Here is a 26,983-nt window from a genome sequence, read left to right on the forward strand (position 1 = left end):
ATGATCTCTACCTTGCGACGTGGCCTGTTGGTAATGCTCGCGGTGTTTCCGTTGGTGTCCCACGCCGTGGCGGCGCCTTCCGCGCACGAACTGGTACAAGACACCACCAACCGTATGCTGGCCGATCTGAAGGCCAATAAAGAGAAGTACAAGCAGGACCCGCAGGACTTTTATACGGCGCTGAACACGATCGTCGGACCTGTGGTGGATGCCGAGGGTATTTCCAAGAGCATCATGACGGTCAAGTATTCAAAGAAAGCCACGCCGGCGCAGATGAAAACCTTTGAAGAAAACTTCAAGAAGGGTCTGTTCCAGTTTTATGGCAATGCTTTGCTTGAATACAACAACCAGGGCATCACCGTTGATCCTGCCAAAGACGAGTCCGGCAATCGCACCAGCGTTGGCATGACCGTCAAAGGCAGTAACGGTGCGATCTATCCTGTGTCTTACACACTGGAAAAGATCAATGGCGAGTGGAAGCTGCGTAACGTGATCATCAACGGGATCAACATCGGCAAGCTGTTCCGTGATCAGTTCGCTGATGCGATGCAGCGCAATGGCAACAACCTGGACCAGACCATCAACAACTGGGCCGGGGAAGTCGCCAAAGCCAAGGCATCCACCGAGACTAACGCCCAATGAGTGTGTCGGCCATTCGCATGAGCGAATCCGGCGAACTGCAGTTGAGTGGCATGCTGGACTATCGCACCGGCCCGGATCTGCGCAAGCAGGGGCAGGCGTTGATCAAGTCCAGCACCGCGACTGAACTGGTGGTCGATTGTTCGGCAGTATCGAAGTCCAGCAGCGTCGGCTTGTCGCTGTTGCTGTGCTTCATGCGTGATGCAGAGGCGGCCGGTAAGGCGCTGAGCATTCGCGCGATGCCCGAAGACATGCGTGAAATCGCTCAGGTCAGCGAATTGACCGAGCTATTGGCGCACCCCTGACCGCATCTATAAAGAAGCCCCCCGTCAGAGTCCTGCTTAGCGGGGTTCGCAGGCGCGGGGCTTTTTTGTATGATGTCCGACCCGTGCGCACAGGGCGCCGATTGAGGTTGAGCATGCAGGCCGTAGAAGTGAAGAGCTTCCTTGAAGGAAAGCTGCCCGGAACGAAAGTAGAAGTCGAGGGCGAAGGCTGCAATTTCCAGCTGAACGTGATTAGCGATGAACTGGCGGCATTGAGCCCGGTGAAGCGTCAGCAGCAGATCTATGCCCATTTGAACCCATGGATCACCGATGGCAGCATCCATGCGGTCACTATGAAATTTTTCAGCAGCGCGGCCTGGGCCGAGCGCACCTGAGCCCAAGGGCGTCGAGATTCTTATGGATAAATTGATTATTACCGGTGGCGTTCGTCTTGATGGCGAAATCCGCATCTCCGGGGCAAAGAACTCTGCCCTGCCAATCCTGGCTGCCACCCTGCTGTGTGATGGCCCGGTTACAGTGGCCAACCTGCCGCACCTGCACGACATCACCACGATGATCGAGCTGTTCGGTCGCATGGGCATTGAGCCGGTGATCGACGAGAAGCTCAGCGTCGAAATCGACCCACGCACCATCAAGACCCTGATCGCACCGTACGAACTGGTTAAAACCATGCGTGCGTCGATCCTGGTACTCGGCCCGATGGTTGCCCGTTTCGGCGAAGCCGAAGTCGCACTGCCTGGCGGTTGTGCCATCGGTTCGCGTCCGGTTGACCTGCACATCCGTGGCCTTGAAGCCATGGGCGCGGTCATCGATGTCGAAGGCGGCTACATCAAGGCCAAGGCGCCAGAAGGCGGCTTGCGCGGCGCGAACTTTTTCTTCGATACCGTCAGCGTGACCGGTACCGAAAACATCATGATGGCCGCAGCCCTGGCCAAGGGTCGCAGTGTGTTGGCAAACGCCGCACGCGAGCCAGAAGTGGTCGACCTGGCCAACTTCCTGAACGCCATGGGTGCCAAGGTTTCCGGCGCTGGCACCGACACCATCACCATCGATGGCGTCGAGCGTCTGCACACCACCACTTACAAGGTGATGCCCGACCGAATCGAAACCGGTACTTACCTGGTCGCTGCTGCCGTGACCGGCGGCCGTGTAAAGGTCAAGGATACCGATCCGACCATCCTCGAAGCCGTGCTTGAGAAGCTCAAGGAATCGGGCGCTGAAATCACCTGCGGCGAAGACTGGATCGAGCTGAACATGCACGGCAAGCGGCCAAAAGCCGTTAACGTGCGGACCGCTCCATACCCGGCGTTCCCAACCGACATGCAGGCGCAGTTCATCTCCCTCAACGCCATTGCCGAAGGCACTGGTGCGGTGATCGAGACGATCTTCGAAAACCGCTTCATGCACGTATACGAACTGCACCGCATGGGCGCTCATATCCAGGTCGAAGGCAACACCGCCATCGTCACCGGCATCGAAAAGCTCAAGGGCGCGCCAGTCATGGCCACCGACCTGCGTGCTTCGGCCAGCCTGGTGATCTCGGCGCTGATCGCCGAAGGCGATACCCTGATCGACCGCATCTACCACATCGACCGTGGTTACGAGTGCATCGAAGAGAAACTGCAGATGCTCGGCGCCAAGATCCGCCGCGTACCGGGCTAGTTTCTGCTGCATGGGCACACGGACGTGCCCTCCATGTGGTGTAACAGCGTCACGAGCGAATGCAAGACAAGGCGAAAACTGGCGAGAAAGCGGAGTTGACTTTAGTCAATGAGCATTTCGAGCCGGTTTTCAACGCAGGATTGCAGAGCGCAGTAGCTGTTACTCCACATGGATGAATTCGTTTCAAGTCGAGCCGTCCCGGCTCGATGTGTGTCCGGCGCCGTTTGCGACCGGGCATAAGATTCCTGATTAAGGACTGACGCTTCCCATGTTGACCATCGCACTGTCCAAGGGCCGTATCCTTGACGACACCCTGCCGCTTCTGGCTGAAGCGGGCATCGTGCCGACCGAGAATCCGGACAAGAGCCGCAAGCTGATCATTCCCACGACTCAGCCTGACGTACGTCTGCTGATCGTGCGCGCCACCGATGTGCCGACCTACGTCGAGCATGGTGCCGCGGACCTCGGCGTCGCCGGTAAAGATGTGCTGATGGAATATGGCGGCCAGGGCCTGTACGAGCCTTTGGACCTGCGAATTGCCCTCTGCAAGCTGATGACTGCCGGCCGTGTCGGCGATGTCGAGCCTAAGGGCCGCCTGCGGGTGGCGACCAAGTTCGTCAACGTTGCCAAGCGTTACTACGCCGAGCAGGGTCGCCAGGTCGACATCATCAAGCTTTACGGCTCGATGGAGCTGGCGCCGCTGATTGGTCTGGCGGACAAGATCATTGACGTGGTCGACACCGGCAACACCCTGCGCGCCAATGGCCTGGAACCCCAGGATTTCATTGCCGAAATCAGCTCCCGGCTGATCGTCAACAAAGCTTCGATGAAAATGCAGCACGCCCGAATCCAGGCGTTGATCGACACCCTGCGCAAGGCAGTGGAGTCTCGACACCGCGGCTGATTTACCTGCGCGACGTTAAGTCGCGCCCGTCTATCCGCCTCATAGCCAGAATCTCAGGTGCCCAAGCGGAAACGACTGCTAAGTTAGGGCACCTGAGTTTTTGCCATTCCTATGAGGCTCTCGCTATGACCGCACCGACTGCAATTCGCCGACTCAACGCTGCTGACCCGGATTTCGCACATCATCTGGATCATCTGCTGAGCTGGGAAAGTGTGTCTGACGACTCGGTCAATCAGCGAGTGCTGGACATCATCAAAGCCGTGCGCGAGCGTGGCGATGCGGCGCTGGTGGAATTCACCCAGAAGTTCGATGGCCTGGAAGTCGCCTCGATGGCCGACCTGATCCTGCCGCGCGAACGTCTGGAACTGGCGCTGACCAGGATCACCGTGCCTCAGCGCGAAGCCCTGGAAAAAGCCGCAGCCCGCGTGCGCAACTACCACGAAAAACAGAAACAGGATTCCTGGACCTACACCGAAGCCGACGGCACGGTGCTCGGCCAGAAGGTCACGCCGCTGGACCGCGCCGGTCTGTATGTACCGGGCGGCAAGGCGTCGTACCCGTCCTCGGTGTTGATGAACGCGATCCCGGCCAAAGTGGCTGGTGTGGCCGAAGTGGTCATGGTGGTGCCGACCCCTCGCGGTGAAATCAACGAACTGGTGCTGGCCGCGGCCTGCATTGCCGGCGTCGACCGCGTATTCACCATCGGCGGCGCGCAAGCGGTTGCCGCGTTGGCCTACGGCACCGAAAGCGTGCCGAAGGTCGACAAAGTGGTCGGCCCGGGCAACATCTATGTCGCCACCGCCAAGCGTCACGTATTTGGTCAGGTCGGTATCGACATGATCGCCGGTCCGTCCGAGATTCTCGTGGTGTGCGACGGCCAGACCGATCCGGACTGGATCGCCATGGACCTGTTCTCCCAGGCCGAACACGATGAAGACGCCCAGGCGATTCTGGTCAGTCCGGATGCCGAATTCCTCGACAAGGTTGCCGCGAGCATCAACAAATTGATGCCAACCATGGAACGTGCCGAGATCATCGCAACTTCGATGAATGGCCGCGGTGCGCTGATCAAGGTCCGTGACATGGAACAAGCCATCGAAGTGGCCAATCGCATTGCCCCGGAACACCTGGAGCTGTCGGTCGCTGATCCGCAAGCCTGGTTGCCGCACATCCGTCACGCAGGCGCGATCTTCATGGGTCGCCACACATCCGAAGCGCTGGGCGACTACTGCGCTGGTCCGAACCACGTGTTGCCGACTTCCGGCACCGCGCGTTTCTCGTCGCCGCTGGGTGTGTACGACTTCCAGAAACGCTCGTCGATCATCTTCTGCTCCGAGCAGGGTGCGTCCGAACTAGGCAAGACCGCTTCCGTACTGGCCCGTGGCGAGTCGCTGACCGCGCACGCCCGCAGCGCCGAATACCGCATCATTGACGACAAGCAGGGGAACTGAAGATGAGTAAATTCTGGAGCCCCTTCGTCAAGAGCCTGGTGCCTTACGTGCCGGGCGAGCAGCCGAAACTGACGAAACTGGTGAAGCTCAACACCAACGAAAATCCATACGGACCATCGCCCAAAGCGTTGGCCGCCATGCAGACCGAACTGAACGATAACCTGCGTTTGTACCCGGACCCGAACAGCGATGTGCTCAAGCAGGCTGTTGCCAAGTACTACGGCGTCCAGGGCAATCAGGTGTTTCTCGGTAACGGTTCCGATGAAGTCCTGGCGCACATCTTTCACGGATTGCTGCAACACGATCAGCCGCTGCTGTTCCCGGACATCAGCTACAGCTTCTATCCGGTTTATTGCGGGTTGTATGGCATCAAGTTCGACACCGTGCCGCTGGACGAGCAATTCCAGATCAACCCGGCCGACTATGCCAAGCCGAACGGCGGGATCATCTTCCCGAACCCGAACGCCCCCACGGGTTGCCTGCTGGCGCTGGACGCCGTTGAGCAAATTCTCAAGGCCAGCCCGGATTCGGTGGTCGTGGTGGATGAGGCTTACATCGACTTCGGCGGCGAGACGGCCATCAGCCTGGTCGACCGTTATCCAAACCTGCTGGTGACGCAGACCCTGTCCAAGTCCCGTTCGCTGGCCGGCCTGCGGGTTGGCCTGGCGGTGGGGCATCCGGACCTGATCGAGGCGCTGGAACGGATCAAGAACAGCTTCAACTCTTATCCGCTGGATCGTCTGGCGATTGTGGGAGCTGCGGCGGCGTTTGAGGATCGCGAGTACTTCGACAAGACGTGCCGGTTGGTCATCGATAGCCGTGACAAGGTCGTCGGGCAGTTGGAGGCGAAGGGCTTTGAGGTATTGCCGTCGGCGGCGAACTTCATTTTCGCCCGTCACCCGCAGCACGATGCTGCGGGGCTTGCGGCGAAGTTGCGTGAGCAAGGCGTGATCGTTCGGCACTTCAAACAGGAGCGGATTGCCCAGTTCCTGCGGATCAGCATTGGCACGCCAGAGCAGAATCAGGCACTGATCGATGGTCTCGGCGACCTCTAAATCAACACTGACCCTGTGGGAGCGTGGCTTGCCCGCGATGAACGATAACGCGGTGTACCTGATACACCGCGGTGTTCCCATCGCGGGCAAGGCGGATCGCCGCACCGCACACTCCCACAAGTGTTTTGGGGTGGTTGTTACTCTTCTTCTTTCTCTTTGACCGGCGCCGGTGGCGGGCGCAGGCCAATCTCAGCGCTGAGCTTGAGTTCCTTGCCGTTGCGCATCACCTGAATAGTGACCTTGTCCATCGGCTTGATCCGTGCGACCTGGTTCATCGAGCGGCGACCATCACCCGCTGGCTCACCGTCTATGCTGAGAATCACATCACCCAATTGCAGGCCGGCCTTCTGCGCCGGACCATCCCGGAAAATCCCCGCGACCACAATCCCCGGACGTCCCGACAGGCCAAACGACTCCGCCAGTTCCTGGCTCAGCGGCTGTACTTCAATGCCCAGCCAACCACGAATCACCTGGCCGTGTTCGATGATCGACTTCATCACTTCCATGGCCAGTTTGACCGGGATCGCAAACCCGATGCCTTGTGAACCGCCGGACTTGGAGAAAATCGCGGTGTTGATGCCTGTCAGGTTGCCATTGGCGTCCACCAGCGCGCCGCCGGAGTTGCCGGGGTTGATCGCGGCGTCGGTCTGGATGAAGTCTTCGTAGTTGTTCAGGCCCAACTGGTTACGCCCAGTGGCACTGATGATGCCCATGGTCACGGTCTGGCCGACACCGAACGGGTTGCCAATGGCCAACGCCACGTCGCCGATGCGGATGTTGTCGGAACGGCCGACAGTGATGGAAGGAAGGTTCTTCAGATCAATCTTCAGGACCGCGAGGTCGGTTTCCGGGTCGCTGCCAATCACACGGGCCAGGGTTTCGCGGCCATCCTTGAGCGCCACCACGATCTGGTCGGCACCCATGGTCACATGGTTGTTGGTCAGCAAATAGCCTTCCGGGCTCATGATCACACCGGAACCGAGGCTCGATTCCATGCGCTTCTGCTTGGGCGAATTGTCGCCGAAGAAGCGGCGGAACTGCGGGTCTTCAAACAGCGGATGGCTCGGTTTGTTGATGACTTTGGTGGTGTACAGGTTGACCACCGACGGCGCGGCCGTGGTGACGGCATCGGCGTAAGACACCGGCCCTTGTTGCACGCTGGTGGTTTGCGGTGCTTGCTGCAAATTCACGTCGAGGCTTGGAAGCCCGACCCACTGTGGGTAACGCTGAATTATCAAAAGAGCGATAAGCACACCGGCCAACAGCGGCCAGCCGGAAAAACGCAGCGCCTTGAGCATTAAGCACGTCCTGAAAGGTTGCAGGCGGTATGAGACCGCCCATAATGTCGCGCATTATACGAGGCCATGCGCGCCTCTGAACGGGATATTTAGGAGTCTTTTATGGCCGTCGCCCTGAGCACCCTGGTCGAAGAAGCCGACCGTTACCTCGCCAGCGCCAAAATTGCCGATTACTGCCCTAACGGCCTGCAGGTCGAAGGCCGGCCGCAAGTGATGCGCATTGTCAGTGGCGTCACCGCCAGCCAGGCGCTGCTGGACGCTGCCGTCGAAGCCCAGGCCGATCTGGTGCTGGTGCATCACGGTTATTTCTGGAAGGGCGAAAACCCGTGTATTACCGGCATGAAGCAGCGTCGGTTGAAAACCTTGCTCAAGCACGATATCAGCCTGCTGTCCTACCATTTGCCGCTGGATCTGCACCCGGAAGTCGGTAACAACGTGCAGTTGGCCCGGCAGTTGGATATCACCGTCGAAGGCCCGCTGGATCCAGACAACCTTAAAGTCGTCGGCCTGGTCGGTTCGTTGAGCGAGCCGATGACGGCGCGTGATTTCGCCCGTCGTGTCCAGGAAGTCATGGGCCGCGAGCCGCTGTTGATCGAAGGCAGTGCGACGATTCGCCGGGTAGGCTGGTGCACCGGTGGCGGCCAGAGTTACATCGACCAGGCGATTTTGGCCGGTGTCGATCTGTACCTCAGTGGCGAGGCCTCCGAGCAGACTTTCCATAGCGCTCGGGAAAACGACATCAGCTTCATCGCCGCCGGCCACCACGCCACCGAGCGATATGGCGTACAGGCGCTGGGCGATTATCTGGCGCGCCGGTTTGCCCTCGAACACATCTTCATCGATTGCCCGAATCCTATCTGATGACCGACTTCCCCTGTAGGAGCAGGGCTTGCCCGCGATGGCGTCCTTGAGATCTCTATCGCGGGCAAGCCCCGCGCCTACAAGGGATAGCCATTCAACGGCCCAAACGAGGGGGTATATTCATATACCCTTTCGATCTAGCTGGCGTCCTGATTAGAAGAGGTCGCTGTGCTAGGATTCCTCGCTCGAACACGGCCCGCTGGCCGTCCATAAGATCGTTTTCGTGAGTAGCCATGGTCGACAAACTGACGCATCTGAAACAGCTGGAGGCCGAAAGCATCCACATCATCCGCGAGGTCGCCGCCGAGTTCGATAACCCGGTGATGCTGTACTCCGTCGGTAAAGACTCCGCCGTGATGCTGCACCTTGCGCGCAAGGCATTCTTCCCGGGCAAACTTCCGTTTCCGGTGATGCACGTCGACACCCAGTGGAAGTTCAAGGAAATGTACGCGTTCCGCGACCGCATGGTTGAAGAACTCGGCCTTGACCTGCTGGTGCACGTCAACCCTGACGGAGTTGCGCAGGGCATCAACCCGCTGACCCACGGCAGTGCCAAGCACACCGACATCATGAAAACCGAAGGTCTCAAGCAGGCCCTCGACAAGTACGGTTTCGATGCCGCTTTCGGTGGTGCCCGTCGTGACGAAGAGAAATCCCGTGCCAAAGAGCGCGTGTATTCCTTCCGCGACACCAAGCACCGCTGGGACCCGAAAAACCAGCGCCCGGAGCTGTGGAACGTCTACAACGGCAACGTCAACAAGGGCGAATCGATCCGGGTGTTCCCGTTGTCGAACTGGACCGAACTGGACATCTGGCAGTACATCTACCTCGAAGGCATCCCGATTGTGCCGCTGTATTTCGCTGCCGAACGCGACGTTATCGAGATGAACGGCACCTGGATCATGATCGACGACGAACGCCTGCTCAATCACCTGAGCGATGAAGACAAGGCGCGCATCGTCAAGAAGAAGGTCCGTTTCCGTACGCTCGGCGACTACCCGCTGACCGGTGCGGTCGAGTCCGAGGCGACCAGCCTGACCGACATCATTCAGGAAATGCTCCTGACGCGAACTTCCGAACGCCAGGGCCGGGTCATCGACCACGATGGCGCAGGCTCGATGGAAGAAAAGAAACGTCAGGGTTATTTCTAAGGGGTTGTCATGTCGCACGTATCTGATTTGATCAGCGAGGACATCCTCGCCTACCTGGGCCAGCACGAACGCAAGGAAATGCTGCGCTTTCTGACCTGTGGCAACGTCGATGACGGCAAGAGCACCCTGATCGGGCGCCTGCTGCACGACTCCAAAATGATCTACGAAGATCACCTGGAAGCCATTACCCGCGACTCGAAAAAAGTCGGCACCACCGGCGATGACATCGACCTGGCCTTGCTGGTCGATGGCCTGCAGGCCGAGCGTGAGCAGGGCATCACCATCGATGTCGCTTACCGTTACTTCTCCACCGCCAAACGCAAATTCATCATCGCCGACACCCCCGGCCATGAGCAGTACACCCGCAACATGGCCACCGGTGCGTCCACCTGTGACCTGGCGATCATCCTGGTCGACGCCCGTTACGGCGTGCAGACCCAGACCCGTCGCCACAGCTTCATTGCTTCGTTGCTGGGCATCAAACACATCGTGGTCGCCATCAACAAGATGGACCTCAATGGCTTCGACGAAAAAGTCTTCGAGTCGATCAAGGCCGATTACCTGAAGTTCGCCGAAGGCATCGCCTTCAAGCCGACCACGATGGCCTTCGTGCCGATGTCGGCGCTCAAGGGCGACAACGTGGTGAACAAGTCCGAGCGCTCGCCGTGGTACACCGGCCAGTCGCTGATGGAAATTCTTGAAACCGTCGAAATCGCCAGCGACCGCAACTACACCGACCTGCGTTTCCCGGTGCAGTACGTCAACCGTCCGAACCTGAACTTCCGTGGTTTCGCCGGTACCTTGGCCAGCGGCGTCGTGCACAAGGGTGACGAAGTGGTTGTGCTGCCGTCGGGCAAGAGCAGCCGCGTGAAATCCATCGTCACCTTCGAAGGTGAACTGGAGCACGCAGGTCCAGGTCAGGCCGTGACGCTGACCATGGAAGACGAGATCGACATCTCCCGCGGCGATTTGCTGGTACACGCCGACAACCTGCCGCAAGTGACTGACGGCTTCGACGCCATGCTGGTGTGGATGGCCGAAGAGCCGATGCTGCCGGGCAAGAAATACGACATCAAACGCGCCACGACGTACGTGCCGGGTTCGATCACCAGCATCGTCAACCGCGTTGACGTGAACACCCTGGAAGAAGGTCCTGCCAGTGCCTTGCAACTGAACGAGATCGGTCGGGTCAAGATCAGCCTCGATGCGGCCATCGCGCTGGACGGTTACGCGAGCAACCGCACCACGGGTTCGTTCATTGTCATTGATCGTTTGACCAATGGCACCGTCGCCGCCGGGATGATCATCGCTCAGCCAGTGGCGCATGGCAGCAGCACGCACCATGGCAAACTCGCTCACGTCGCCACCGAAGAACGCGCCCAGCGCTTCGGCCAGCAACCGGCCACCGTGTTGTTCAGCGGCTTGTCGGGCGCTGGCAAAAGCACCCTGGCTTACGCGGTTGAACGCAAGCTGTTCGACATGGGCCGAGCGGTGTTTGTGCTGGATGGCCAGAACCTGCGTCACGACCTGAACAAAGGTCTGCCACAGGATCGCGCCGGGCGTACCGAGAACTGGCGTCGTGCGGCGCACGTTGCACGTCAGTTCAACGAAGCCGGTCTGTTGACCCTGGCTGCATTCGTTGCGCCAAATGCTGAAGGTCGTGAGCAGGCCAGGGAACTGATCGGCAAGGAGCGTTTGCTGACCGTTTACGTCCAGGCCTCGCCGACCGTTTGTGCTGAACGTGATCCGCAAGGGTTGTACGCCGCTGGTGGCGACAACATCCCGGGCGACTCCTTCCCGTACGACGTGCCGCTGGACGCCGACCTTGTGGTCGACACCCAATCGCTGTCGCTGGAAGAAAGCGTCAAGCAGGTGCTGGATCTGCTGCGTAGTCGCGGCGCGATCTAAGCGTTAGCCGGTCATAAAAAACCCGCCGATGAGTGATCATCGGCGGTTTTTTTTGTGTCGGGTCGGACGCCTTCGCTGGCAAGCCCGCTCCTACAGGAGCTGGCTTACCAGCGAAGAGGCCCGAACAGGCACTCTATTGCTTAGGTGGATACTCCCGATGCATCTGCTCCAGCAACGCATCCTTGTCCAGCCACAACTGATTGATCCACCCCTGAAACTGCAATCGATACTCCCCATCCTGGTCGTAGTTCTTGCCGATAAACTGCGGCGGAATCTTCAGATCCTGAAAATGCACGACAACATCCTTCACATTTCCACAGAGCAAATCCCAATACCCCGGACGCCCGCCCGGATAGTGAATCGTTACGTTGACGATGGACTCCAGCTGCTCACCCATCGCATCCAGCACAAACGCAATGCCGCCAGCCTTGGGTTTCAGCAAATACTTGAACGGTGATTTCTGCTGCGCATGTTTACCTTCGGTGAAGCGGGTGCCCTCAACGAAATTGAAAATCCCCACCGGGTTGTTGCGAAACTTTGCGCAGGTCTTGCGGGTGGTTTCCAGGTCTTTGCCTTTTTTCTCCGGGTGCTTTTCCAGATACGCCTTGGAGTAGCGCTTCATGAACGGAAAGCCCAGCGTCCACCACGCCAGACCAATCACCGGCACCCAGATCAGTTCTTGCTTGAGGAAAAACTTCAGCGGCTGGATGCGTCGGTTGAGCACGTATTGCAGCACCATGATGTCGACCCAGCTCTGGTGGTTGCTGGTGATCAGGTACGAGTGCTGATAGTCCAGGCCTTCCAGGCCGCTGAGGTGCCAGCGGGTGCGGCAAACCAGGTTCATCCAGGCTTTGTTGTTGCTGATCCAGGCCTCATGGGTGTGATTCATCAGCCAGAGTGTGAAGCGTTGGGTAATGGCGAACGGCAGCGCCTTGAAAATCGCCACGCAGAATAGAAACGAGCACAGCACAATGGTATTGAGGGCCAGCAACAACGATGCAATCACGCCGCGCACGGCGGCAGGCAGGAGATCCAGCATTTAAACATCCATAGGTCGGTTGGCTGCCTGGATCGCGGTCAATGCGATCGTGTAGACGATGTCATCGACTTGCGCACCGCGCGGCAAGTCGTTCACCGGTTTGCGCAGGCCTTGCAGCATCGGGCCGAGGCTCACGCAGTCGGCACTGCGTTGCACGGCTTTGTGGGTGGTGTTGCCGGTGTTCAGATCGGGGAACACGAACACCGTGGCGCGACCGGCGACCTGGCTGTTGGGTGCCAATTGCCGGGCCACGGTTTCGTTGGCGGCGGCGTCGTACTGCAATGGGCCGTCGATCAGCAGCGAGTGTTGCTGTTCGTGGGCGAGCAGCGTTGCTTCGCGCACTTTCTCGACTTCCTCGCCGCTGGCCGATTCACCACTGGAGTAGCTGATCATTGCCACGCGCGGAGTGATGCCAAACGCGGCAGCCGAGTCGGCGCTTTGCAGGGCGATTTCGGCCAGTTCGCTGGCACTCGGATGCGGGTTCATCACGCAGTCGCCGTAGACCAGTACTTCTTCCGGAAACAGCATGAAAAACACGGACGACACCAAGGTGCATCCCGGTGCCGTTTTAATAAGCTGCAGGGCCGGGCGAATGGTGTTGGCCGTGGAGTGAATGACCCCAGACACGAGGCCGTCGACTTCATCCAGCGCCAGCATCATGGTGCCGATCACCACGGTGTCTTCCAGTTGCTGCTCGGCCATCGGCGCGTTGAGACTTTTGCTTTTGCGCAGGGCAACCATCGGCTCGATGTAGCGTTCGCGGACCAAGTCCGGGTCAAGAATCTCCAGCCCCGGTGGCAACTCGATACCCTGAGCGCGAGCCACGGCTTCGACGTCCGCCGGTTTGGCCAGCAGCACGCAACGGGCAATGCCACGCGCCTGACAAATCGCCGCCGCTTGCACGGTCAGCGGCTCGCTGCCTTCTGGCAGCACAATGCGTTTGTTGGCCGCCTGGGCGCGCTGGATCAATTGGTAGCGGAATACGGCGGGCGACAGGCGCATCTCACGCGGGGTGCCGCAGCGCTGGTGCAGCCAGTTGGCATCGAGGTGACTGGCGACGAAATCGGTGATGATCTCCGCGCGTTCGCGGTCGTCGATCGGGATTTCCTTGTTCAAACCGTTCAACTGATTGGCGGTGTCGTAGGAGCCGGTGCTCACCGACAGCACCGGCAAACCCGCCTGCAACGCGCCACGGCACAGGTCCATGATGCGCGGGTCGGGCAGGGTGTCGCTGGTCAGCAGCAGCCCGGCCAATGGCACGCCGTTCATGGCGGCGAGGCTGACGGCAAGAATGATGTCGTCGCGATCACCGGGTGTTACCACCAGCACGCCGGGCTTGAGCAGCTCCACGGTATTGCGCATGGTGCGGGCGCAGATGATGATGTTGGTCATGCGCCGGGTTTCGTAATCTCCGGCATTAAGGATTTGTGCGCCCATCAAATCCGCAACATCGCGAGTGCGCGGGGCGTTCAATTCCGGCCGGAACGGAATGCAGCCCAGCAGTCGGAAATCACCGCTGCGCAGCAATGGCGAGTGTTCCTTCAAGCGCGTGGCGAAGACGTCCATGCTTTCATCGGTCTTGACCTTGTTCAGGATCACGCCGAGGACTTTCGGGTCTTTCGGCCCGCCGAACAATTGCGCCTGCAATTCCACGCGACCGGAGAGTTCGGTCAGGGCTTCGCTTTCCGGCGCAGAGACTAGAATCACGTCGGCATCCAGGCTCTTGGCCAAATGCAGATTTACCCGCGCGGCGTAGCTGGCGCTGCGGGTCGGGACCATGCCTTCGACGACCAGCACATCCTTGCCGACGGCGGCTTGCTGATAAAGCGTGATGATTTCTTCGAGCAGCTCATCCAGCTGACCATCGCCGAGCATGCGCTCGACATGTGCCAGACCCAGCGGCTGAGGCGGTTTCAAGCCGTGGGTACGGGCCACCAGTTCGGTGGAGCGTTCCGGTCCGGTGTCACCCGGATGTGGCTGGGCAATCGGTTTGAAAAAACCGACCTTGAGGCCCGCACGCTCAAGCGTGCGTACCAGCCCTAGGCTGATGGAGGTCAGACCCACACCAAAGTCGGTGGGTGCAATAAAAAAAGTTTGCATGCGGATTCTCTAAGGGAGCATGGCAAAGGCGATCGTTTATACCTGACGATCTACCGAAATTCAGTCGTCAAGGTTATCGCTAACCGGGCCTTGTGCGCACCAACCGCATTCAAAGGGCTGGCCTATTTTTTCAATACGTTGCGCGGGGTCCAGGACCCAGGCGCGCGATTGCCACGGTGGCTGGTGGCGCAGGTGCTGGGTGTGGCCGCAGGAAAGCTCGGCCACCCAATGCCCGTCCTCATCCTGATGGAATCCGGTGACCGTTACGCCAGGCGCCTCGAACCTTCTGTCTGGGTTGTGTTCGCTTTCGGACGATTGCTTCGCTAAACTTGGCCTTTCTTCATTCTTATGCAAAAGGTCTCGCCCCATGCTGATCGCCGCCAATAAGGCTGTCTCCATCGACTATACCCTGACCAACGACGCTGGTGAGGTCATCGACAGCTCCGCCGGTGGCGCGCCGCTGGTCTACCTGCAAGGCGCAGGTAACATCATCCCGGGCCTGGAAAAGGCACTGGAAGGCAAAACCGTCGGCGACGAGCTGACCGTAGCCGTTGAACCTGAAGATGCCTACGGCGAATACGCTGCCGAACTGGTCAGCACCCTGAGCCGCAGCATGTTCGAAGGCGTCGATGAACTGGAAGTGGGCATGCAGTTCCACGCTTCCGCTCCGGACGGCCAGATGCAGATCGTCACCATTCGCGATCTGGACGGCGACGAAGTCACCGTTGACGGCAACCACCCATTGGCCGGTCAGCGCCTGAATTTCCAGGTCAAGATCATCGACATCCGTGATGCTAGCCAGGAAGAAATCGCTCATGGTCACGTCCATGGCGAAGGTGGCCATCACCACTGATTTTCTGCGCTAAGCTCAGAGAACTGGAGAGGCGCCCGAGGGCGCCTTTTTAGTCCGCGGCTGTCCTTGGTGGCATACCAAGTGGCTGTTTCGAGAAGAACACGGGAATTTGGAGTTCGTCATGAGTGCTTTTCACGACCTTAAGTTGACAGCCTTGGATGGACAGGAACTACCGCTGGCGCCCTTCAAGGGGCAAGTCGTGCTGGTGGTCAATGTCGCCTCCAAATGTGGCTTGACCCCACAGTACGCGGCGCTGGAGAACCTTTACCAGCAATACAAAGGTAAAGGTTTCAGCGTGCTGGGCTTGCCTTGCAACCAGTTTGCCGGGCAGGAGCCAGGTTCCGAGAAAGATATTCAGGAGTTTTGCAGCCTCAACTATGGCGTGACCTTTCCGTTGTCCAGCAAGCTGGAAGTCAACGGTCATGAGCGTCATCAGTTGTATCGCCTGCTGGCGGGTGAGGGTGCGGAATTCCCGGGTGACATTACCTGGAACTTCGAAAAATTCCTGCTGGGCAAGGATGGGCGCGTACTGGCGCGGTTCTCGCCTCGAACGGCGCCGGATGATCCGACCGTCGTTCATGCCATCGAAAAAGCACTGAGCTGACATCCTCCTTGTAGGAGCTGGCTTGCCAGCGAACGCGGCGTATCTGACACACCGCATCGCCTGATTCGCCAGCAAGCCGGCTCCTACAATATTTACGAACTTTTAGGCCTTAATCACTGCAATCAATAGTGCTATTCAATACGCTGCGCTCCCAATATTATCGCCGTCATAAAATCATTCCCCGTGGAGCGTCCCATGCCTGTCAAAGCCCTGTTCAAGCCTTTTCACCTAGGCGCTCTCGAGTTGCCGACTCGCGTCGTCATGGCGCCGATGACCCGTTCGTTTTCGCCGGGTGGCGTACCTGATTCCAACGTGATCGAGTACTACCGTCGTCGCGCCGCTGCCGGTGTGGGTTTGATCATCACCGAAGGCACGACCGTCGGTCACAAGGCCTCGAACGGCTACCCGAACGTACCGCACTTCTACGGAGAAGCGGCGCTGGCCGGCTGGAAGAAAGTCGTCGACGCCGTGCATGCCGAAGGCGGCAAGATCGTTCCACAACTGTGGCATGTCGGCAGTGTGCGCCGTATCGGCACCGAACCGGACGCCAGCGTTCCGGGTTACGGCCCGTCGGAAAAATTGAAAGACGGTCAGGTCGTGGTTCACGGCATGACCAGGCAAGACATCCAGGACGTGATCGCCGCGTTCGCCCAAGCCGCCAAAGATGCCCAGAGCATTGGCATGGACGGCGTGGAAATCCACGGCGCCCACGGTTATCTGGTCGACCAGTTCTTCTGGGAAGGCAGCAACCAGCGCACCGACGAGTACGGTGGCGATCTGGCGAACCGTTCACGGTTCGCGATCGAACTGATTCAAGCCGTGCGCGCGGCGGTCGGCGAAGGTTTCCCGATCATCTTCCGCTTCTCCCAATGGAAGCAGCAGGATTACACCGCGCGTCTGGTGCAAACCCCGCAAGCACTGGGTGAATTCCTAAAGCCGTTGTCCGATGCCGGCGTGGACATTTTCCACTGCTCGACACGCCGTTTCTGGGAGCCTGAATTCGACGGTTCCGAGCTGAATCTGGCGGGCTGGGCCCGTAAACTCACCGGCAAGCCGACCATCACCGTGGGCAGCGTTGGCCTGGATGGCGAGTTCCTGCAGTTCATGGTCAACACCGACAAGATCGCCCAACCGGCCAGCCTGGAAAAACTGCTGGAGCGTTTGAACAATGACGAATTCGACCTGGTGGCCGTCGGTCGTGCGTTGTTGGTAGACCCGGACTGGGCGCAGAAAGTACGCGACGGTCGTGAAGAAGACATCCTGCCATTCAGCCGTGAGGCGTTGATGACCCTGGTTTAATGTGGCGAGGGGGCTTGCCCCCGTTGGGCCGCGAAGCGGCCCTGAAACCTGAAACCTGAAACCTGAAACCTGAAACCTGAAACCTGAAACCTGAAACCTGAAAATATGTTTCATCGGGCATGCGGTGTGTGCTGGGTTTACGACTGCTCCGCAGCCGAACGGGGCGATGCGGCGTTCCGACAAGCCCCCTCGCCACGAGGATCATGACAAGCCCCCCGCAACTGCCCTTCAAACTGCTCGATAATCGCCGCCCAACCCTGCCGGCTCGCATGCTGGCGCGCATTCAACCGCACGCAACGCAAAGTCTCGCGCTCTTCCAGCAGCCACACTGCCGCCTCGAAGAACGCCTCTTCATCCCCCGGCATTGCCAGCACGCCGCTGTAGCCATGGCGAATATGCTGGGCCGCAGCCGCCTGGTCGTACGCGACCACACCCAATCCCGACGCCAGTGCTTCAAGCACCACGTTGCCAAAGGTTTCGGTCATGCTCGGAAACAAAAATACATCGCCTGACGCATAGTGACTGGCCAACGCTTCGCCCCGTTGTGAACCGCAGAAAACAGCCTCGGGCAGTTCCTGCTCCAGCGCCGTTCGTTGCGGGCCGTCGCCGATCACGATCAAGCGTAGGTTGCGCTGTGGATAAGTGGATTTCAGCACGTCGAAACTGCGCTTGAGCAAGCCCAGGTTTTTCTCGGGGGCCAAGCGCCCGACATGAATGACTGCAATGTCATCTTCGGCCAATCCCCACTGTTCGCGCAGCGATATCAGCCTTTTGCTCGGATGAAACAATTGGCTGTCGACACCCCGAGAGAGCAATGCCAAACGTTCGAATTGCCGACGCTCAAGCTCCATCCGCTGGCTGGGGCTCGGCACCAGTGTCAGGGTCGAGCGGTTGTGGAACCAGCGCAGGTAGTGAGTCAGCAATCGGGTCAGGACCCCCAGCCCGTATTGGCTGGAGTATTGCTGAAAGTTGGTGTGAAAACCGCTGACCACCGAGATCCCCAGTCGCCGTGCTGCGCGTAACGCAGACAAGCCCAGTGGCCCTTCGGTGGCGATGTACAGCACGTCCGGGCGATGCCGCGTCCAGCGCCTTAGCAGCTTGTGCATCGACGACTGGCCCCATTGCAAACCGGGATAACCTGGCAGCGGCCAGCCGCGACACAACAGCAAATCATCGTCACTGCTCAACAGCTGATCACACACCTGACGCGGCCGCACCAATTCCACCTGATGCCCGCGCGCGCGCAAGCCATCGCACAAGCGACCAAGGGTATTGGCCACGCCGTTGATTTCCGGTGGGAATGTTTCAGTGATCAGGGTGATATGCAGAGCTGTCGTCATGGCCTCAGTGTCGGCTGAGGCCATGTCGTCATTGTGGCGCTTTGATGATGGATTTGTGACCCGATCAGCGCTGGGTCACCAGATTTTCCGCGCCGCGCTCACGCACCCAGAACAACGTCGCCCCCGCCACGGCGGCCGGCATCATCAGGATGTTCACCACCGGGATCAGCAGCACCAGATACACGCTGCCGCCGAAGCTCATGCTCTGCCAGCGTTTCTGCCGCAACCAGGCGAGCATTTCGTTCCAGCCCAGCTTGTGGTTGTCCGCCGGGTAGTCGATGTACTGGATCGCCATCATCCACACCCCGAACAGCAGCCACAGCGGTGCGGCAATGATGTTCACCACCGGGATAAAGGACAGGATGAACAGCCCGATTGCCCGTGGCAGGAAATAGCCGAGTTTGCGCATCTCCCGGGCCAGGGTGCGCGGGATCATGGCGGTCAGCTCACCCCAGCTGAAGGCCGGGAAATCGTCGGTACCACGCACCACCACTTCGACTTTTTCCGCGAGGAAGCCGTTGAACGGTGCGGCGATGACATTGGCGAGCATGGTGAAGGTGAAAAACACCATCAACACCACCAGCACCACAAAAATCGGCCAGAGGATATAGCTGAGAAAATTCAGCCAGTCGGGCAGGGTCGGCATCAGCGTATCGACCCACAGGCTGAATTGATGGCCGGCCAGATAAATCAATCCGACGAACAGCACCAGGTTGATTGCCAGCGGCAATAACACGAATAAACGCAGGCTGGGGCTCAGAACCAGCTTGAGGCCTTCACGCAGGTATTGCGGTCCGGACAGGACAGGTGCGGGCATAACGTGCTCCGGGCAGAGGTAAACGCGCCGACCTTACCGGCTTTGCCAGAAGGGGGAAAGCGCGGCAGTGGAATCGACATTCACTGTAACAAAGACGTCTTTATAGTCGCGGCGGTGGGATAGAGACCACCTATGAGCTGGATTGTTAAACCGTATTTCCTTAATCTTCGCCCCCTCGATACGCTGCACCCAATCTTTTTGCAGGACTGTCGTTCTCAAACCTTCCCCAAGGTCAACCACGGTCCTTTTTTATTCCCGCCGGCAACCCGGCGTTCCGCGCCCGGTGTTCAGGGCCGGTCAACAGGAGCAGGTCATGTCTGAAGCCCGTCATTCGCGAGTGATTATTCTCGGTTCCGGCCCTGCCGGTTACAGCGCTGCGGTCTATGCCGCCCGTGCCAACCTCAAGCCACTGCTGATCACCGGCATGCAAGCCGGCGGTCAACTGACCACCACCACCGAAGTCGACAACTGGCCGGGCGACGTCCACGGTCTGACCGGCCCGGCGTTGATGGAGCGTATGAAAGAACACGCCGAGCGCTTTGAAACCGAGATCGTTTTCGATCACATCAATGCGGTGGACTTCGCCTCCAAACCGTACACCCTGGTCGGCGACAGCGCGACGTACACCTGTGACGCTCTGATCATCGCGACCGGCGCCAGCGCTCGTTACCTGGGCCTGCCGTCCGAAGAAGCGTTCATGGGCAAAGGCGTTTCGGCCTGTGCGACCTGCGACGGTTTCTTCTATCGCAACAAGCCTGTGGCTGTGGTCGGCGGCGGCAACACCGCTGTTGAAGAAGCCCTGTACCTGGCCAACATCGCCAGCAAAGTGACCCTGATCCACCGTCGCGAAACGTTCCGCGCCGAGAAGATCCTGATCGACAAGCTCAATGCCCGGGTTGCCGAAGGCAAGATCGAGCTGAAATTGAACTCGAACCTGGACGAAGTACTGGGCGACAACATGGGCGTGACCGGTGCTCGCCTGAAGAACAACGACGGCGGCTTCGACGAGCTGAAAGTCGACGGCGTGTTCATCGCCATCGGCCACACCCCGAACACCTCGTTGTTCGAAGGTCAGCTGACGTTGAAAGATGGCTACCTGGTGGTGCAGGGCGGCCGTGAAGGCAACGCAACGGCGACCAGCGTCGAAGGTATCTTTGCCGCCGGTGACGTGGCTGACCACGTTTACCGCCAGGCCATCACCTCGGCCGGCGCTGGCTGCATGGCCGCACTGGACACCGAGCGTTACCTGGACGACCTGCAGAACGCCAAGTTCTGAGATCGTTGAAATGAAAAAACCGGCTTTGCAGCCGGTTTTTTTATGTCCGCGATTTTGTGGCCGACCCAATAACCTGTGCGAGCTTGCTCGCGATGGCTATTTATTATTCAGCATTGATGTTGACTGACAGGCCGCCATCGCGAGCAAGCTCGCTCCCACAGGGATTTTGGGTTCAGTCCAATTTCTTCAGGCACGCCTCAAGGATGTCCAGCCCTTCCTCCAGCACCGCCGCTTCGGTGGTCAATGGCGCCAACAGTCGGATGATGTGGCGCGACTTGCCGCTGGGCATCAACAGCAAACCGGCGTCTCGTGCCAATGCCAATAGTTGCGTCAACTGGACCGACGCCGGCGTGCCATCGGCATTGATCAGCTCGATGCCGCGCATCGCACCCACGCCGGTCAAACGACCCAGATACGGTGAAAGTTTGCTGTCGCGCCAGGCTTCGTAACGGCTGACAATCGCTTCTTCCTGCTGCGCGCCCCAGGCTTGCAGGTTGGCATCCGTCATTTCATCCAGCGTCGCCAGCGCGGCGGCGCAGGCGATGGGGTTGCCCGAATAAGTACCGCCCAGACCGCCCTTGGGCAAGGTGTCGAGTAACCCTTTGCGCCCGACCACCGCACCGAGCGGCACACCGCCGGCAATGCTTTTGCCCAGCAAGATCAAGTCCGGCTCGATGCCCAGTCGCGAGAACGCAAAACGCTGGCCGGTGCGGCCGAAACCGGACTGGATTTCATCAGCGATCAACAGGATGTTCTTTTCATCGCAGAACTTTCGCAGCGCTTGGGCGAACTCCACGTCCATCGCCAGGAAGCCCGCTTCGCCCTGCACCGGTTCGACGATAAAACACGCCACGTCATCGACGTCGATCTCGACGCTGAACAGTCGGTCCAAGGCCTTCAAGGCTTCGGCGCAGGTCACGCCGTTGTCTTTGCTCGGGTACGGCAAGTGAAACACCGGGCCCGGAAGCACGCCGACTTTCTGTTTGTAGGGGGCGACCTTGCCGTTGAGGTTGAGGGTGGCGAGGGTACGGCCGTGGAAGGCACCGTCGAAGGCGATCACGGCGGTGCGGCCGGTTGCACCACGGACGATCTTCAGGGCATTTTCCGCCGCTTCCGCGCCGCTGTTGGTGAGCATGCCGCTGACCGGGTAGTCCACCGGAATGAACGCAGTCAGGCGATCCATCAGTTCGAGGTAGGGCACATGCGGGGCGGCGTTGAATGCGTAGTGGGTCAGTCGTGTGGCTTGTTCGCGAATGGCTTCGACGATGCGCGGGTGGCAATGGCCGAGGTTCAGTACGCCGATGCCGCCGACGAAGTCGATGTAACGCTTGCCATCGGTGTCCCAGACCTCGGCATTTTTGCCGTGGCTGAGCGTGACAGGATGAACGATGTTGATCGACTGGCTTATGGATTCGCTGCTCATGGGGGACCGACTCTGAAGAAGGGATGCTTCTTTTTATCTAAGCCGTGAGCAGCGTTACCCGGCAAACGAAATAAAGTTGCCGGGTCAATCTTAAAAGTCGGGATGTGGTGTGACTCTTGTAGGAGCACGCGGGCGGCGTTCCGACTTGCCGGCGATGGCGTCTCTGAGATCGCCATCGCGAGCAAGCTTTGCTCCTACAGAAAAAGCGTTTAGCGGCGAGTGAGTGGTTGTTGAGTGAACTTCACCCCGGCCAACCCATGAGCAATCAATGCGCGGATATTGCCGTGGTCGCTGCCATCAGGCGTTGCGACCACCGAACGGTAATGCTCGCCAAACGCCAGCAGCGCTTCTTCATCGCTCAGACCTTCCAGCAGCGCCAGACCCAGGGTCTTGCACGAACCTTCGTTCTGACCGGCCGCGTTTTCCACGCCACCGTTGTTGAAAGCCTGCGGTTGATAGTCGTAACCGGCGGCGATGAAGGCCAGCGTATCGGCAAAGACGTGTTCGCCGCTCTTGAGGCTGGCGCGCAGGGTATTCAAATCACTCATTGGGTTTTCCTTTGGCAAACGCCGCTTGTTGTTCGGCGCTGGCTTCTTGCTGGTATTGGGCTTTCCATTCGGCGTACGGCATGCCGTAAATCACTTCACGGGCGTCATCGAGGCTGACGTCGATCTGGCGTTCGTCGGCGGCGGCCTTGTACCACTTGGACAGGCAGTTGCGGCAGAAACCGGAGAGGTTCATCAGGTCGATGTTCTGTACATCCTTGCGGCTGTCCAGATGGGCCACCAGCCGGCGAAAGGCGGCGGCTTCAAGTTCCAGGCGTTGTTGATCGGTCATGGGGGCCTCTGTTCGGTCATTTCGTGGCGCGGATGATAAAAGTCTGGCGAACAATGTGCCAGACGCGGTCAGCGGCTTGCCGCGAGCGTAATCGACACCGATTCGGCGAATCGCAGCGCGTGAGGTTTGTCGACCTCAACCTCGGCGTACAGCACCGACTCGTTGGCCATCACCAAGTCCAGCAACTCCTGAGTCAACCGTTCGAGCAGGGCGAAACGATTACCCTCTACGTGGGCGATGATTGCCTTGGTGATGGTGCGGTAGTTCAGCGCATGATCAATGTCGTTGTCACGCACCGCTTCCTGGGCCGCATACAGGATGGTCAGGTTGATCAGCACATCCTGCTTGTTGAGGATTTCATCCTCGTTGATTCCGATGTAGGTCCGCAGGCACAGGTCCTTGACCCGGATGCGTGCCATTCCTGGTTGAAGTTGTGGCATTACGACGTGCTCCGTCCAATCAATTGCAGGAACTCCTGGCGGGTGTTGCTCGACTCGCGGAAGGCGCCGAGCATCACCGAGGTGTTCATGGTCGAATTCTGTTTCTCTACACCGCGCATCATCATGCACATGTGCCGGGCTTCGATGACCACCGCTACGCCGGCGGCATTGGTCACCTGTTGCACCGCCTCGGCGATTTGCCGGGTGAGGTTTTCCTGGATTTGCAGGCGACGGGCGAACATGTCCACCAGCCGCGCAATTTTCGACAGGCCCAGCACCTTGCCCGTTGGAATATAAGCCACATGGGCCTTGCCGATGAAGGGCAGCAGGTGATGTTCACAGAGCGAGTACAACTCGATGTTGTCGACAATGATCATTTCATCGTTGTCGGAGGCGAACAGCGCGCCGTTGACGATCTCTTCGACACTTTGTTCGTAGCCATGACAGAGGTACTGCATGGCTTTGGCCGCCCGCAGCGGGGTGTCGATCAGGCCTTCGCGATCCGGGTTCTCACCGAGACCGATGATAATCTCGCGGTAGCTCTGGGACAGGGCGTTCTGGGGCAGGGTTAGCGACATGTAGCATCCTCGCGGGGCATCTTATTTGATGTGCCGTCCGCCGTTGACGGTCAGGGTGGTGCCGGTGACATAAGGGTTGTCGAGCAAATAGCGCAGGCTCTGGTAGATCACTTCGCTGCCGGGTTCGATGCCCAGCGCGGATTTGGCCAGCGCCTTGGCGCGGTAAGCCGCGTCATCCTCGGGGTTGAACATTAGCAGGGCGGGCGCGATTCCGTTGACCTTGATTGTCGGCGCGTATTTCGCAGCGAAGGATAGGGTGAGGCTGTCGAGCCCGGCTTTGCTGGCGCAGTAGCCAATACGCTGGCTGCTGCCTTTGCGGGTCACGTCATCGCTGATGTGCACAATGTCCGCAGGGTGTGAGCGTTGCAGCAAGTCGGCACAGTGCAGGTTGATCAGGTAAGGCGCAAGCATGTGCACGCTGAACATGCGGGTGAATGCGGCGGCGTCGGTGTCCGGCGTTTCGGTCAGCCATTCGGAGGCGTTATGGACAATCGCCCGCAGGCTATTAGTCTGGGTTTTCAGGGCGGCGATGAATGCGAGGATCCCGGCTTCAGTGGAGAAGTCGGCAAACACCGCGGTGGCGCCCAGATCGCGCAATGTCTGGACGCCAGGGCGTTCGCTGCGGTAGCTGAAGATCACCCGCTGGCCGTCTTCAATCAAACGCTGCGCACAATGCAGGCCAACACGCTGGCCGGCACCGGTGATGAGGATGGGGGCTGCGGAAGAAGTCATGAATAGCTCGCGTCGCGGTAAGAGCAAAACTATACCAGCGCGCGGCGGCATTCACCTACCGTGGGGCTCACCCCAACATTGGGATCATTGATTTTGTGGGAGGGGCTCGGAGGGCAACGGCCGTGGTACCGCGCTGTTCAGCCAGTTGGCCAGTAGACGGGTCGACAATGGAATGAAGAAGTAGACCATCAACGGCGTCAGGCACAGCGTGCTGATGAACACCCGTGGCAGGAGGCTCATTTCGGCCAGCAAAGGCCCGAGGACAAAATTGAACAACAGGGACACCGGAAAGAATGCCAACCAGATCGCCACCGCCTGTTTCCAGCGTGGCGGGCGCTGACCGACCACGCCGAACCAGCCCTCGATTCCGCTGACGCGATGTTCCGTGTTGTGGCCAAACAGGTCGCTGCCGCGCGCCAGCCAGGCCGTGCGTGACGCAGAGTGTTCCCAAGCGTGCAGGGTCTGCTCGTCGGCAAAGCGGAAAATAATCTGGAATTCGTCATCGTCGGGCGGCGGAGCGAGCACGCCAGAGCCAAGATAGCCGGGAAAATCGGTGGCCAATTGTTCGCCTTCGCGCAACCAGACCATAAGGTCCTGATAGCGCCCTTCGGCAACGCGACGCGCAACCATCAGCGTGACGGGTGAGGTAGACATTGTGTATCTCCATATGACAGTTGCGTTACTCCGGGTAGGAGTTTCGCCAGGCACAACGCCGGGGTGGTGGGCTGCGCTTTGAGACAAGCAAGGATTATTCCTGATTCTGGCCAATACACCAGCATGATGCGTCGATTATCACAGTGTTGAATAGTCGGAGGGAGAGTTAGAATGGGATCCAATTTTATCCATGGACGTCGACTATCTGATGCCTGTCCTGACTGACGTTACTTCTACCCCGCAATCGGATCTGTCCCTAGATCGGGAAGAACTCTTTCCTATTCGTGAGGTAGCGCGTCTGACGGGCATCAACCCGGTTACGCTGCGCGCCTGGGAGCGGCGTTATGGTTTGATCCAGCCTACGCGCACCGAAAGTGGGCATCGTCTGTACTCGATGCATGATATCGATAAGGTTCGCAGCATCCTCGACTGGATCGACCGCGGTGTTGCGGTCAGCAAAGTCGGCAAGATCCTGGCCAGAACCGAACCGCTCAAGGTGCTGGCGCGAATCATTCCCACCGAACTCGTTCAGGCTGATTACGCCCAATGGCAACAGCAAGTTCAGGCGGTGGTCAGCGCCTTTGACGAGGTTCAACTGGAACAACTCTATGGTCAGATTTTTTCCAGTTACCCGCTGACGGTCGTGTTTCAGGACATTTTGCTTCCGGTCTGGAAGCAATTGCTTCAGCGCCATGAAGCGTTCGGTCAGGCCAGCGAGTGGCTGTTTCTGGATGCCTTTCTGCGTTCCCGGGTATTGCAACGCCTGCTGCTGGTGCGCGTCATGCAACCGCGCCGAGTGATTGTCTGCGCCCTGGCCGATCACGCCCGTGAACTGGATGTCCTGGTTACCGGGCTGTACCTGAGCAGTGTCGATTTGGCGATTCAACTACTCGCTATTGGTCAACCCTGCGACGAGTTGACGCTGGTCTGCGAGAGGGTCAAACCTGCGGCGCTGGTGCTGGTGTCCAATCATGCACCCGCCCCGGAGCTGCCGCGTCGGTTGAGTCGACTGGCCATGAGCCTCGACTGTCAGTTATTGCTGGCGGGGGACGCGTCGGACCTGGCGCAAGAGAGCCTGGCCGGATCATCGATCGGGTGTCTGGGGAACGACGCAAGGGTAATGCGCCAGCGTCTGAAACAGTTCCTGGCGGGAAACCTTGATACCTGAAACTCAGATGTGCAGCGCGGGGTGTGTCAGGCGATGTTGCTGAAGGATGTACTGGCGCAGACGCTCGGTTTCGTCCTTGTCAGACTGACTCAATTCGTAGGCGAAGAAACCTTGCTCGGTTTCACGCTCAAAGGTGCCGCGCAATGCAATCCGTTCGTAGCCTGACGGGCTGAACCACAAGGCAAAGTGTTTGGGTGGCTTGGTCTTGTTGCGGACTTCCAGCAAAACTCCTTTGAACGAGATTTCGTGCACATACATTGTGCCTGGCTGGCCTTTGGCATTCTCCAGCGCCACCGGTTCTTCAAGTGCCAGGCGCCAAGGACGAACCATTGGCCCGTCCTCGTAAATGCTTGGCACGCCCAAACGCAAATGCAGCGCATGAAACTCGTCTTCCACCAGGTGCAGCGGAAAGGTCATTTGCTGATTTTCGAAGTTGGCCTGAATGGTGACTTGCTCATGAGCCGCGAGGCGCGTGAGCAAATCACGTATCTGCGAACCACTATTAACGAGCAGGCTCGACGTCGCATCCCGCACATTGAGCTGTGGGTTATGTTGCATGGTCTGGATGAAATCCAGTTCGTCCTGAGTCAGGAGTGCGTCGCGCTGCATG

General features: G+C 59.1%; 29 protein-coding genes. 15 read left to right on the forward strand and 14 right to left on the reverse strand.

The window, feature by feature from the left end; translation table 11 throughout:
- From ACWGZX_RS18830 to hisC, 7 genes are all read left to right on the forward strand, one after another.
- Positions 1–642 (forward strand): MlaC/ttg2D family ABC transporter substrate-binding protein, encoded by a 642-nt coding sequence (locus ACWGZX_RS18830; RefSeq protein ID WP_452624961.1) that lies wholly within the window; start codon positions 1–3, stop codon positions 640–642.
- Positions 639–944: an STAS domain-containing protein gene (locus tag ACWGZX_RS18835; RefSeq protein WP_452624962.1), complete on the forward strand. Its 306-nt coding sequence runs from the start codon at positions 639–641 to the stop codon at positions 942–944. The genes ACWGZX_RS18830 and ACWGZX_RS18835 overlap by 4 nt, the downstream gene beginning before the upstream one ends.
- Positions 945–1,057: 113 nt before the next feature.
- Positions 1,058–1,297 carry a BolA family protein gene (locus ACWGZX_RS18840; RefSeq protein WP_008054378.1) on the forward strand — a complete coding sequence of 80 codons (240 nt, stop codon included), beginning with the start codon at positions 1,058–1,060 and terminating at the stop codon, positions 1,295–1,297.
- 22 nt (positions 1,298–1,319) lie between these two features.
- Positions 1,320–2,585, forward strand: a complete 1,266-nt coding sequence (gene murA / locus ACWGZX_RS18845; protein ID WP_150782105.1) for a UDP-N-acetylglucosamine 1-carboxyvinyltransferase — start codon at positions 1,320–1,322, stop codon at positions 2,583–2,585.
- 268 nt (positions 2,586–2,853) lie between these two features.
- Complete coding sequence (gene hisG, locus ACWGZX_RS18850) at positions 2,854–3,489, forward strand: ATP phosphoribosyltransferase (protein ID WP_452624963.1); 636 nt, start codon at positions 2,854–2,856, stop codon at positions 3,487–3,489.
- Between the two features lie 125 nt (positions 3,490–3,614).
- On the forward strand, positions 3,615–4,940 hold the full coding sequence (gene hisD / locus ACWGZX_RS18855; RefSeq protein ID WP_452624964.1) for a histidinol dehydrogenase: 1,326 nt from the start codon (positions 3,615–3,617) through the stop codon (positions 4,938–4,940).
- A 2-nt stretch (positions 4,941–4,942) separates the two neighbouring features.
- Entirely contained in the window at positions 4,943–5,995 is a 1,053-nt protein-coding gene (gene hisC / locus ACWGZX_RS18860) for a histidinol-phosphate transaminase (protein ID WP_452624965.1), read from the forward strand.
- A 137-nt stretch (positions 5,996–6,132) separates the two neighbouring features.
- On the opposite strand, the gene algW is transcribed toward hisC, so the two are convergent.
- Entirely contained in the window at positions 6,133–7,293 is a 1,161-nt protein-coding gene (gene algW, locus ACWGZX_RS18865; protein WP_452624966.1) for a Do family serine endopeptidase AlgW, read from the reverse strand.
- Between the two features lie 102 nt (positions 7,294–7,395).
- Here algW and ACWGZX_RS18870 point away from each other — a divergent pair, with 102 nt between their 5' ends.
- From ACWGZX_RS18870 to cysN, 3 genes are all read left to right on the forward strand, one after another.
- Positions 7,396–8,154 carry a Nif3-like dinuclear metal center hexameric protein gene (locus ACWGZX_RS18870; protein ID WP_452624967.1) on the forward strand — a complete coding sequence of 253 codons (759 nt, stop codon included), beginning with the start codon at positions 7,396–7,398 and terminating at the stop codon, positions 8,152–8,154.
- A gap of 233 nt (positions 8,155–8,387) precedes the next feature.
- Positions 8,388–9,305 carry a sulfate adenylyltransferase subunit CysD gene (gene cysD, locus ACWGZX_RS18875; protein ID WP_007942729.1) on the forward strand — a complete coding sequence of 306 codons (918 nt, stop codon included), beginning with the start codon at positions 8,388–8,390 and terminating at the stop codon, positions 9,303–9,305.
- A gap of 9 nt (positions 9,306–9,314) precedes the next feature.
- Entirely contained in the window at positions 9,315–11,213 is a 1,899-nt protein-coding gene (cysN, locus tag ACWGZX_RS18880) for a sulfate adenylyltransferase subunit CysN (protein ID WP_452624968.1), read from the forward strand.
- A gap of 133 nt (positions 11,214–11,346) precedes the next feature.
- Here the strand turns inward: cysN and ACWGZX_RS18885 are convergent, their stop codons facing one another.
- Genes ACWGZX_RS18885 through ACWGZX_RS18895 form a run of 3 tightly spaced genes read right to left on the reverse strand, consistent with a single transcriptional unit; the run spans position 11,347 to position 14,751 of the window.
- The gene (locus tag ACWGZX_RS18885) at positions 11,347–12,252 is read right to left on the reverse strand and encodes an acyltransferase (protein WP_452624969.1); all 906 of its coding nucleotides are present in this window, start codon (positions 12,250–12,252) and stop codon (positions 11,347–11,349) included.
- Complete coding sequence (gene pta / locus ACWGZX_RS18890) at positions 12,253–14,352, reverse strand: phosphate acetyltransferase (RefSeq protein ID WP_452624970.1); 2,100 nt, start codon at positions 14,350–14,352, stop codon at positions 12,253–12,255.
- A 60-nt stretch (positions 14,353–14,412) separates the two neighbouring features.
- Entirely contained in the window at positions 14,413–14,751 is a 339-nt protein-coding gene (locus ACWGZX_RS18895; protein WP_452624971.1) for a DUF3565 domain-containing protein, read from the reverse strand.
- On the opposite strand from ACWGZX_RS18895, the gene ACWGZX_RS18900 reads away from it, so the two are divergent.
- From ACWGZX_RS18900 to ACWGZX_RS18910, 3 genes are all read left to right on the forward strand, one after another.
- Positions 14,720–15,205 carry an FKBP-type peptidyl-prolyl cis-trans isomerase gene (locus ACWGZX_RS18900; protein WP_223516524.1) on the forward strand — a complete coding sequence of 162 codons (486 nt, stop codon included), beginning with the start codon at positions 14,720–14,722 and terminating at the stop codon, positions 15,203–15,205. The two genes, ACWGZX_RS18895 and ACWGZX_RS18900, sit on opposite strands and share 32 nt — an antisense overlap.
- 121 nt (positions 15,206–15,326) lie before the next feature.
- Positions 15,327–15,809 carry a glutathione peroxidase gene (locus ACWGZX_RS18905; protein WP_452624972.1) on the forward strand — a complete coding sequence of 161 codons (483 nt, stop codon included), beginning with the start codon at positions 15,327–15,329 and terminating at the stop codon, positions 15,807–15,809.
- Positions 15,810–16,004: 195 nt separating this feature from the next.
- Positions 16,005–17,108 (forward strand): NADH:flavin oxidoreductase, encoded by a 1,104-nt coding sequence (locus ACWGZX_RS18910; RefSeq protein WP_452624973.1) that lies wholly within the window; start codon positions 16,005–16,007, stop codon positions 17,106–17,108.
- A 137-nt stretch (positions 17,109–17,245) separates the two neighbouring features.
- On the opposite strand, the gene ACWGZX_RS18915 is transcribed toward ACWGZX_RS18910, so the two are convergent.
- Positions 17,246–18,472 (reverse strand): glycosyltransferase family 4 protein, encoded by a 1,227-nt coding sequence (locus ACWGZX_RS18915; RefSeq protein ID WP_452624974.1) that lies wholly within the window; start codon positions 18,470–18,472, stop codon positions 17,246–17,248.
- A 40-nt stretch (positions 18,473–18,512) separates the two neighbouring features.
- Positions 18,513–19,265: a sulfate transporter CysZ gene (gene cysZ, locus ACWGZX_RS18920; RefSeq protein ID WP_452624975.1), complete on the reverse strand. Its 753-nt coding sequence runs from the start codon at positions 19,263–19,265 to the stop codon at positions 18,513–18,515.
- A gap of 313 nt (positions 19,266–19,578) precedes the next feature.
- Between cysZ and trxB the strand changes: the two genes are divergently transcribed.
- A complete protein-coding gene (gene trxB, locus ACWGZX_RS18925; RefSeq protein WP_452624976.1) occupies positions 19,579–20,541 on the forward strand; it encodes a thioredoxin-disulfide reductase in 963 nt (320 codons plus the stop codon).
- 172 nt (positions 20,542–20,713) lie between these two features.
- On the opposite strand, the gene ACWGZX_RS18930 is transcribed toward trxB, so the two are convergent.
- The 7 genes from ACWGZX_RS18930 to ACWGZX_RS18960 form a co-directional block, all read right to left on the reverse strand.
- Positions 20,714–21,964: a 2-aminoadipate transaminase gene (locus tag ACWGZX_RS18930; protein ID WP_452624977.1), complete on the reverse strand. Its 1,251-nt coding sequence runs from the start codon at positions 21,962–21,964 to the stop codon at positions 20,714–20,716.
- 209 nt (positions 21,965–22,173) lie between these two features.
- Positions 22,174–22,512 carry a HopJ type III effector protein gene (locus ACWGZX_RS18935; RefSeq protein WP_007944631.1) on the reverse strand — a complete coding sequence of 113 codons (339 nt, stop codon included), beginning with the start codon at positions 22,510–22,512 and terminating at the stop codon, positions 22,174–22,176.
- On the reverse strand, positions 22,505–22,801 hold the full coding sequence (locus ACWGZX_RS18940) for a DUF1244 domain-containing protein (protein WP_452624978.1): 297 nt from the start codon (positions 22,799–22,801) through the stop codon (positions 22,505–22,507). Before ACWGZX_RS18940 ends, ACWGZX_RS18935 begins: the two co-directional genes overlap by 8 nt.
- A gap of 68 nt (positions 22,802–22,869) precedes the next feature.
- Positions 22,870–23,241, reverse strand: a complete 372-nt coding sequence (folX, locus tag ACWGZX_RS18945) for a dihydroneopterin triphosphate 2'-epimerase (protein ID WP_008054404.1) — start codon at positions 23,239–23,241, stop codon at positions 22,870–22,872.
- Entirely contained in the window at positions 23,241–23,819 is a 579-nt protein-coding gene (gene folE / locus ACWGZX_RS18950; RefSeq protein ID WP_452624979.1) for a GTP cyclohydrolase I FolE, read from the reverse strand. Before folE ends, folX begins: the two co-directional genes overlap by 1 nt.
- Before the next feature lie 21 nt (positions 23,820–23,840).
- Complete coding sequence (folM, locus tag ACWGZX_RS18955; RefSeq protein WP_452624980.1) at positions 23,841–24,551, reverse strand: dihydromonapterin reductase; 711 nt, start codon at positions 24,549–24,551, stop codon at positions 23,841–23,843.
- Positions 24,552–24,635: 84 nt separating this feature from the next.
- Complete coding sequence (locus ACWGZX_RS18960) at positions 24,636–25,205, reverse strand: antibiotic biosynthesis monooxygenase (RefSeq protein ID WP_452624981.1); 570 nt, start codon at positions 25,203–25,205, stop codon at positions 24,636–24,638.
- A 190-nt stretch (positions 25,206–25,395) separates the two neighbouring features.
- On the opposite strand from ACWGZX_RS18960, the gene ACWGZX_RS18965 reads away from it, so the two are divergent.
- Positions 25,396–26,373 carry a MerR family transcriptional regulator gene (locus tag ACWGZX_RS18965; RefSeq protein WP_452624982.1) on the forward strand — a complete coding sequence of 326 codons (978 nt, stop codon included), beginning with the start codon at positions 25,396–25,398 and terminating at the stop codon, positions 26,371–26,373.
- A 3-nt stretch (positions 26,374–26,376) separates the two neighbouring features.
- Here ACWGZX_RS18965 and ACWGZX_RS18970 read toward each other — a convergent pair whose 3' ends face one another.
- Complete coding sequence (locus tag ACWGZX_RS18970) at positions 26,377–26,982, reverse strand: hypothetical protein (RefSeq protein ID WP_452624983.1); 606 nt, start codon at positions 26,980–26,982, stop codon at positions 26,377–26,379.
- Position 26,983 lies beyond the last annotated feature (1 nt).

Source organism: Pseudomonas sp. CLCA07, from assembly GCF_053615335.1.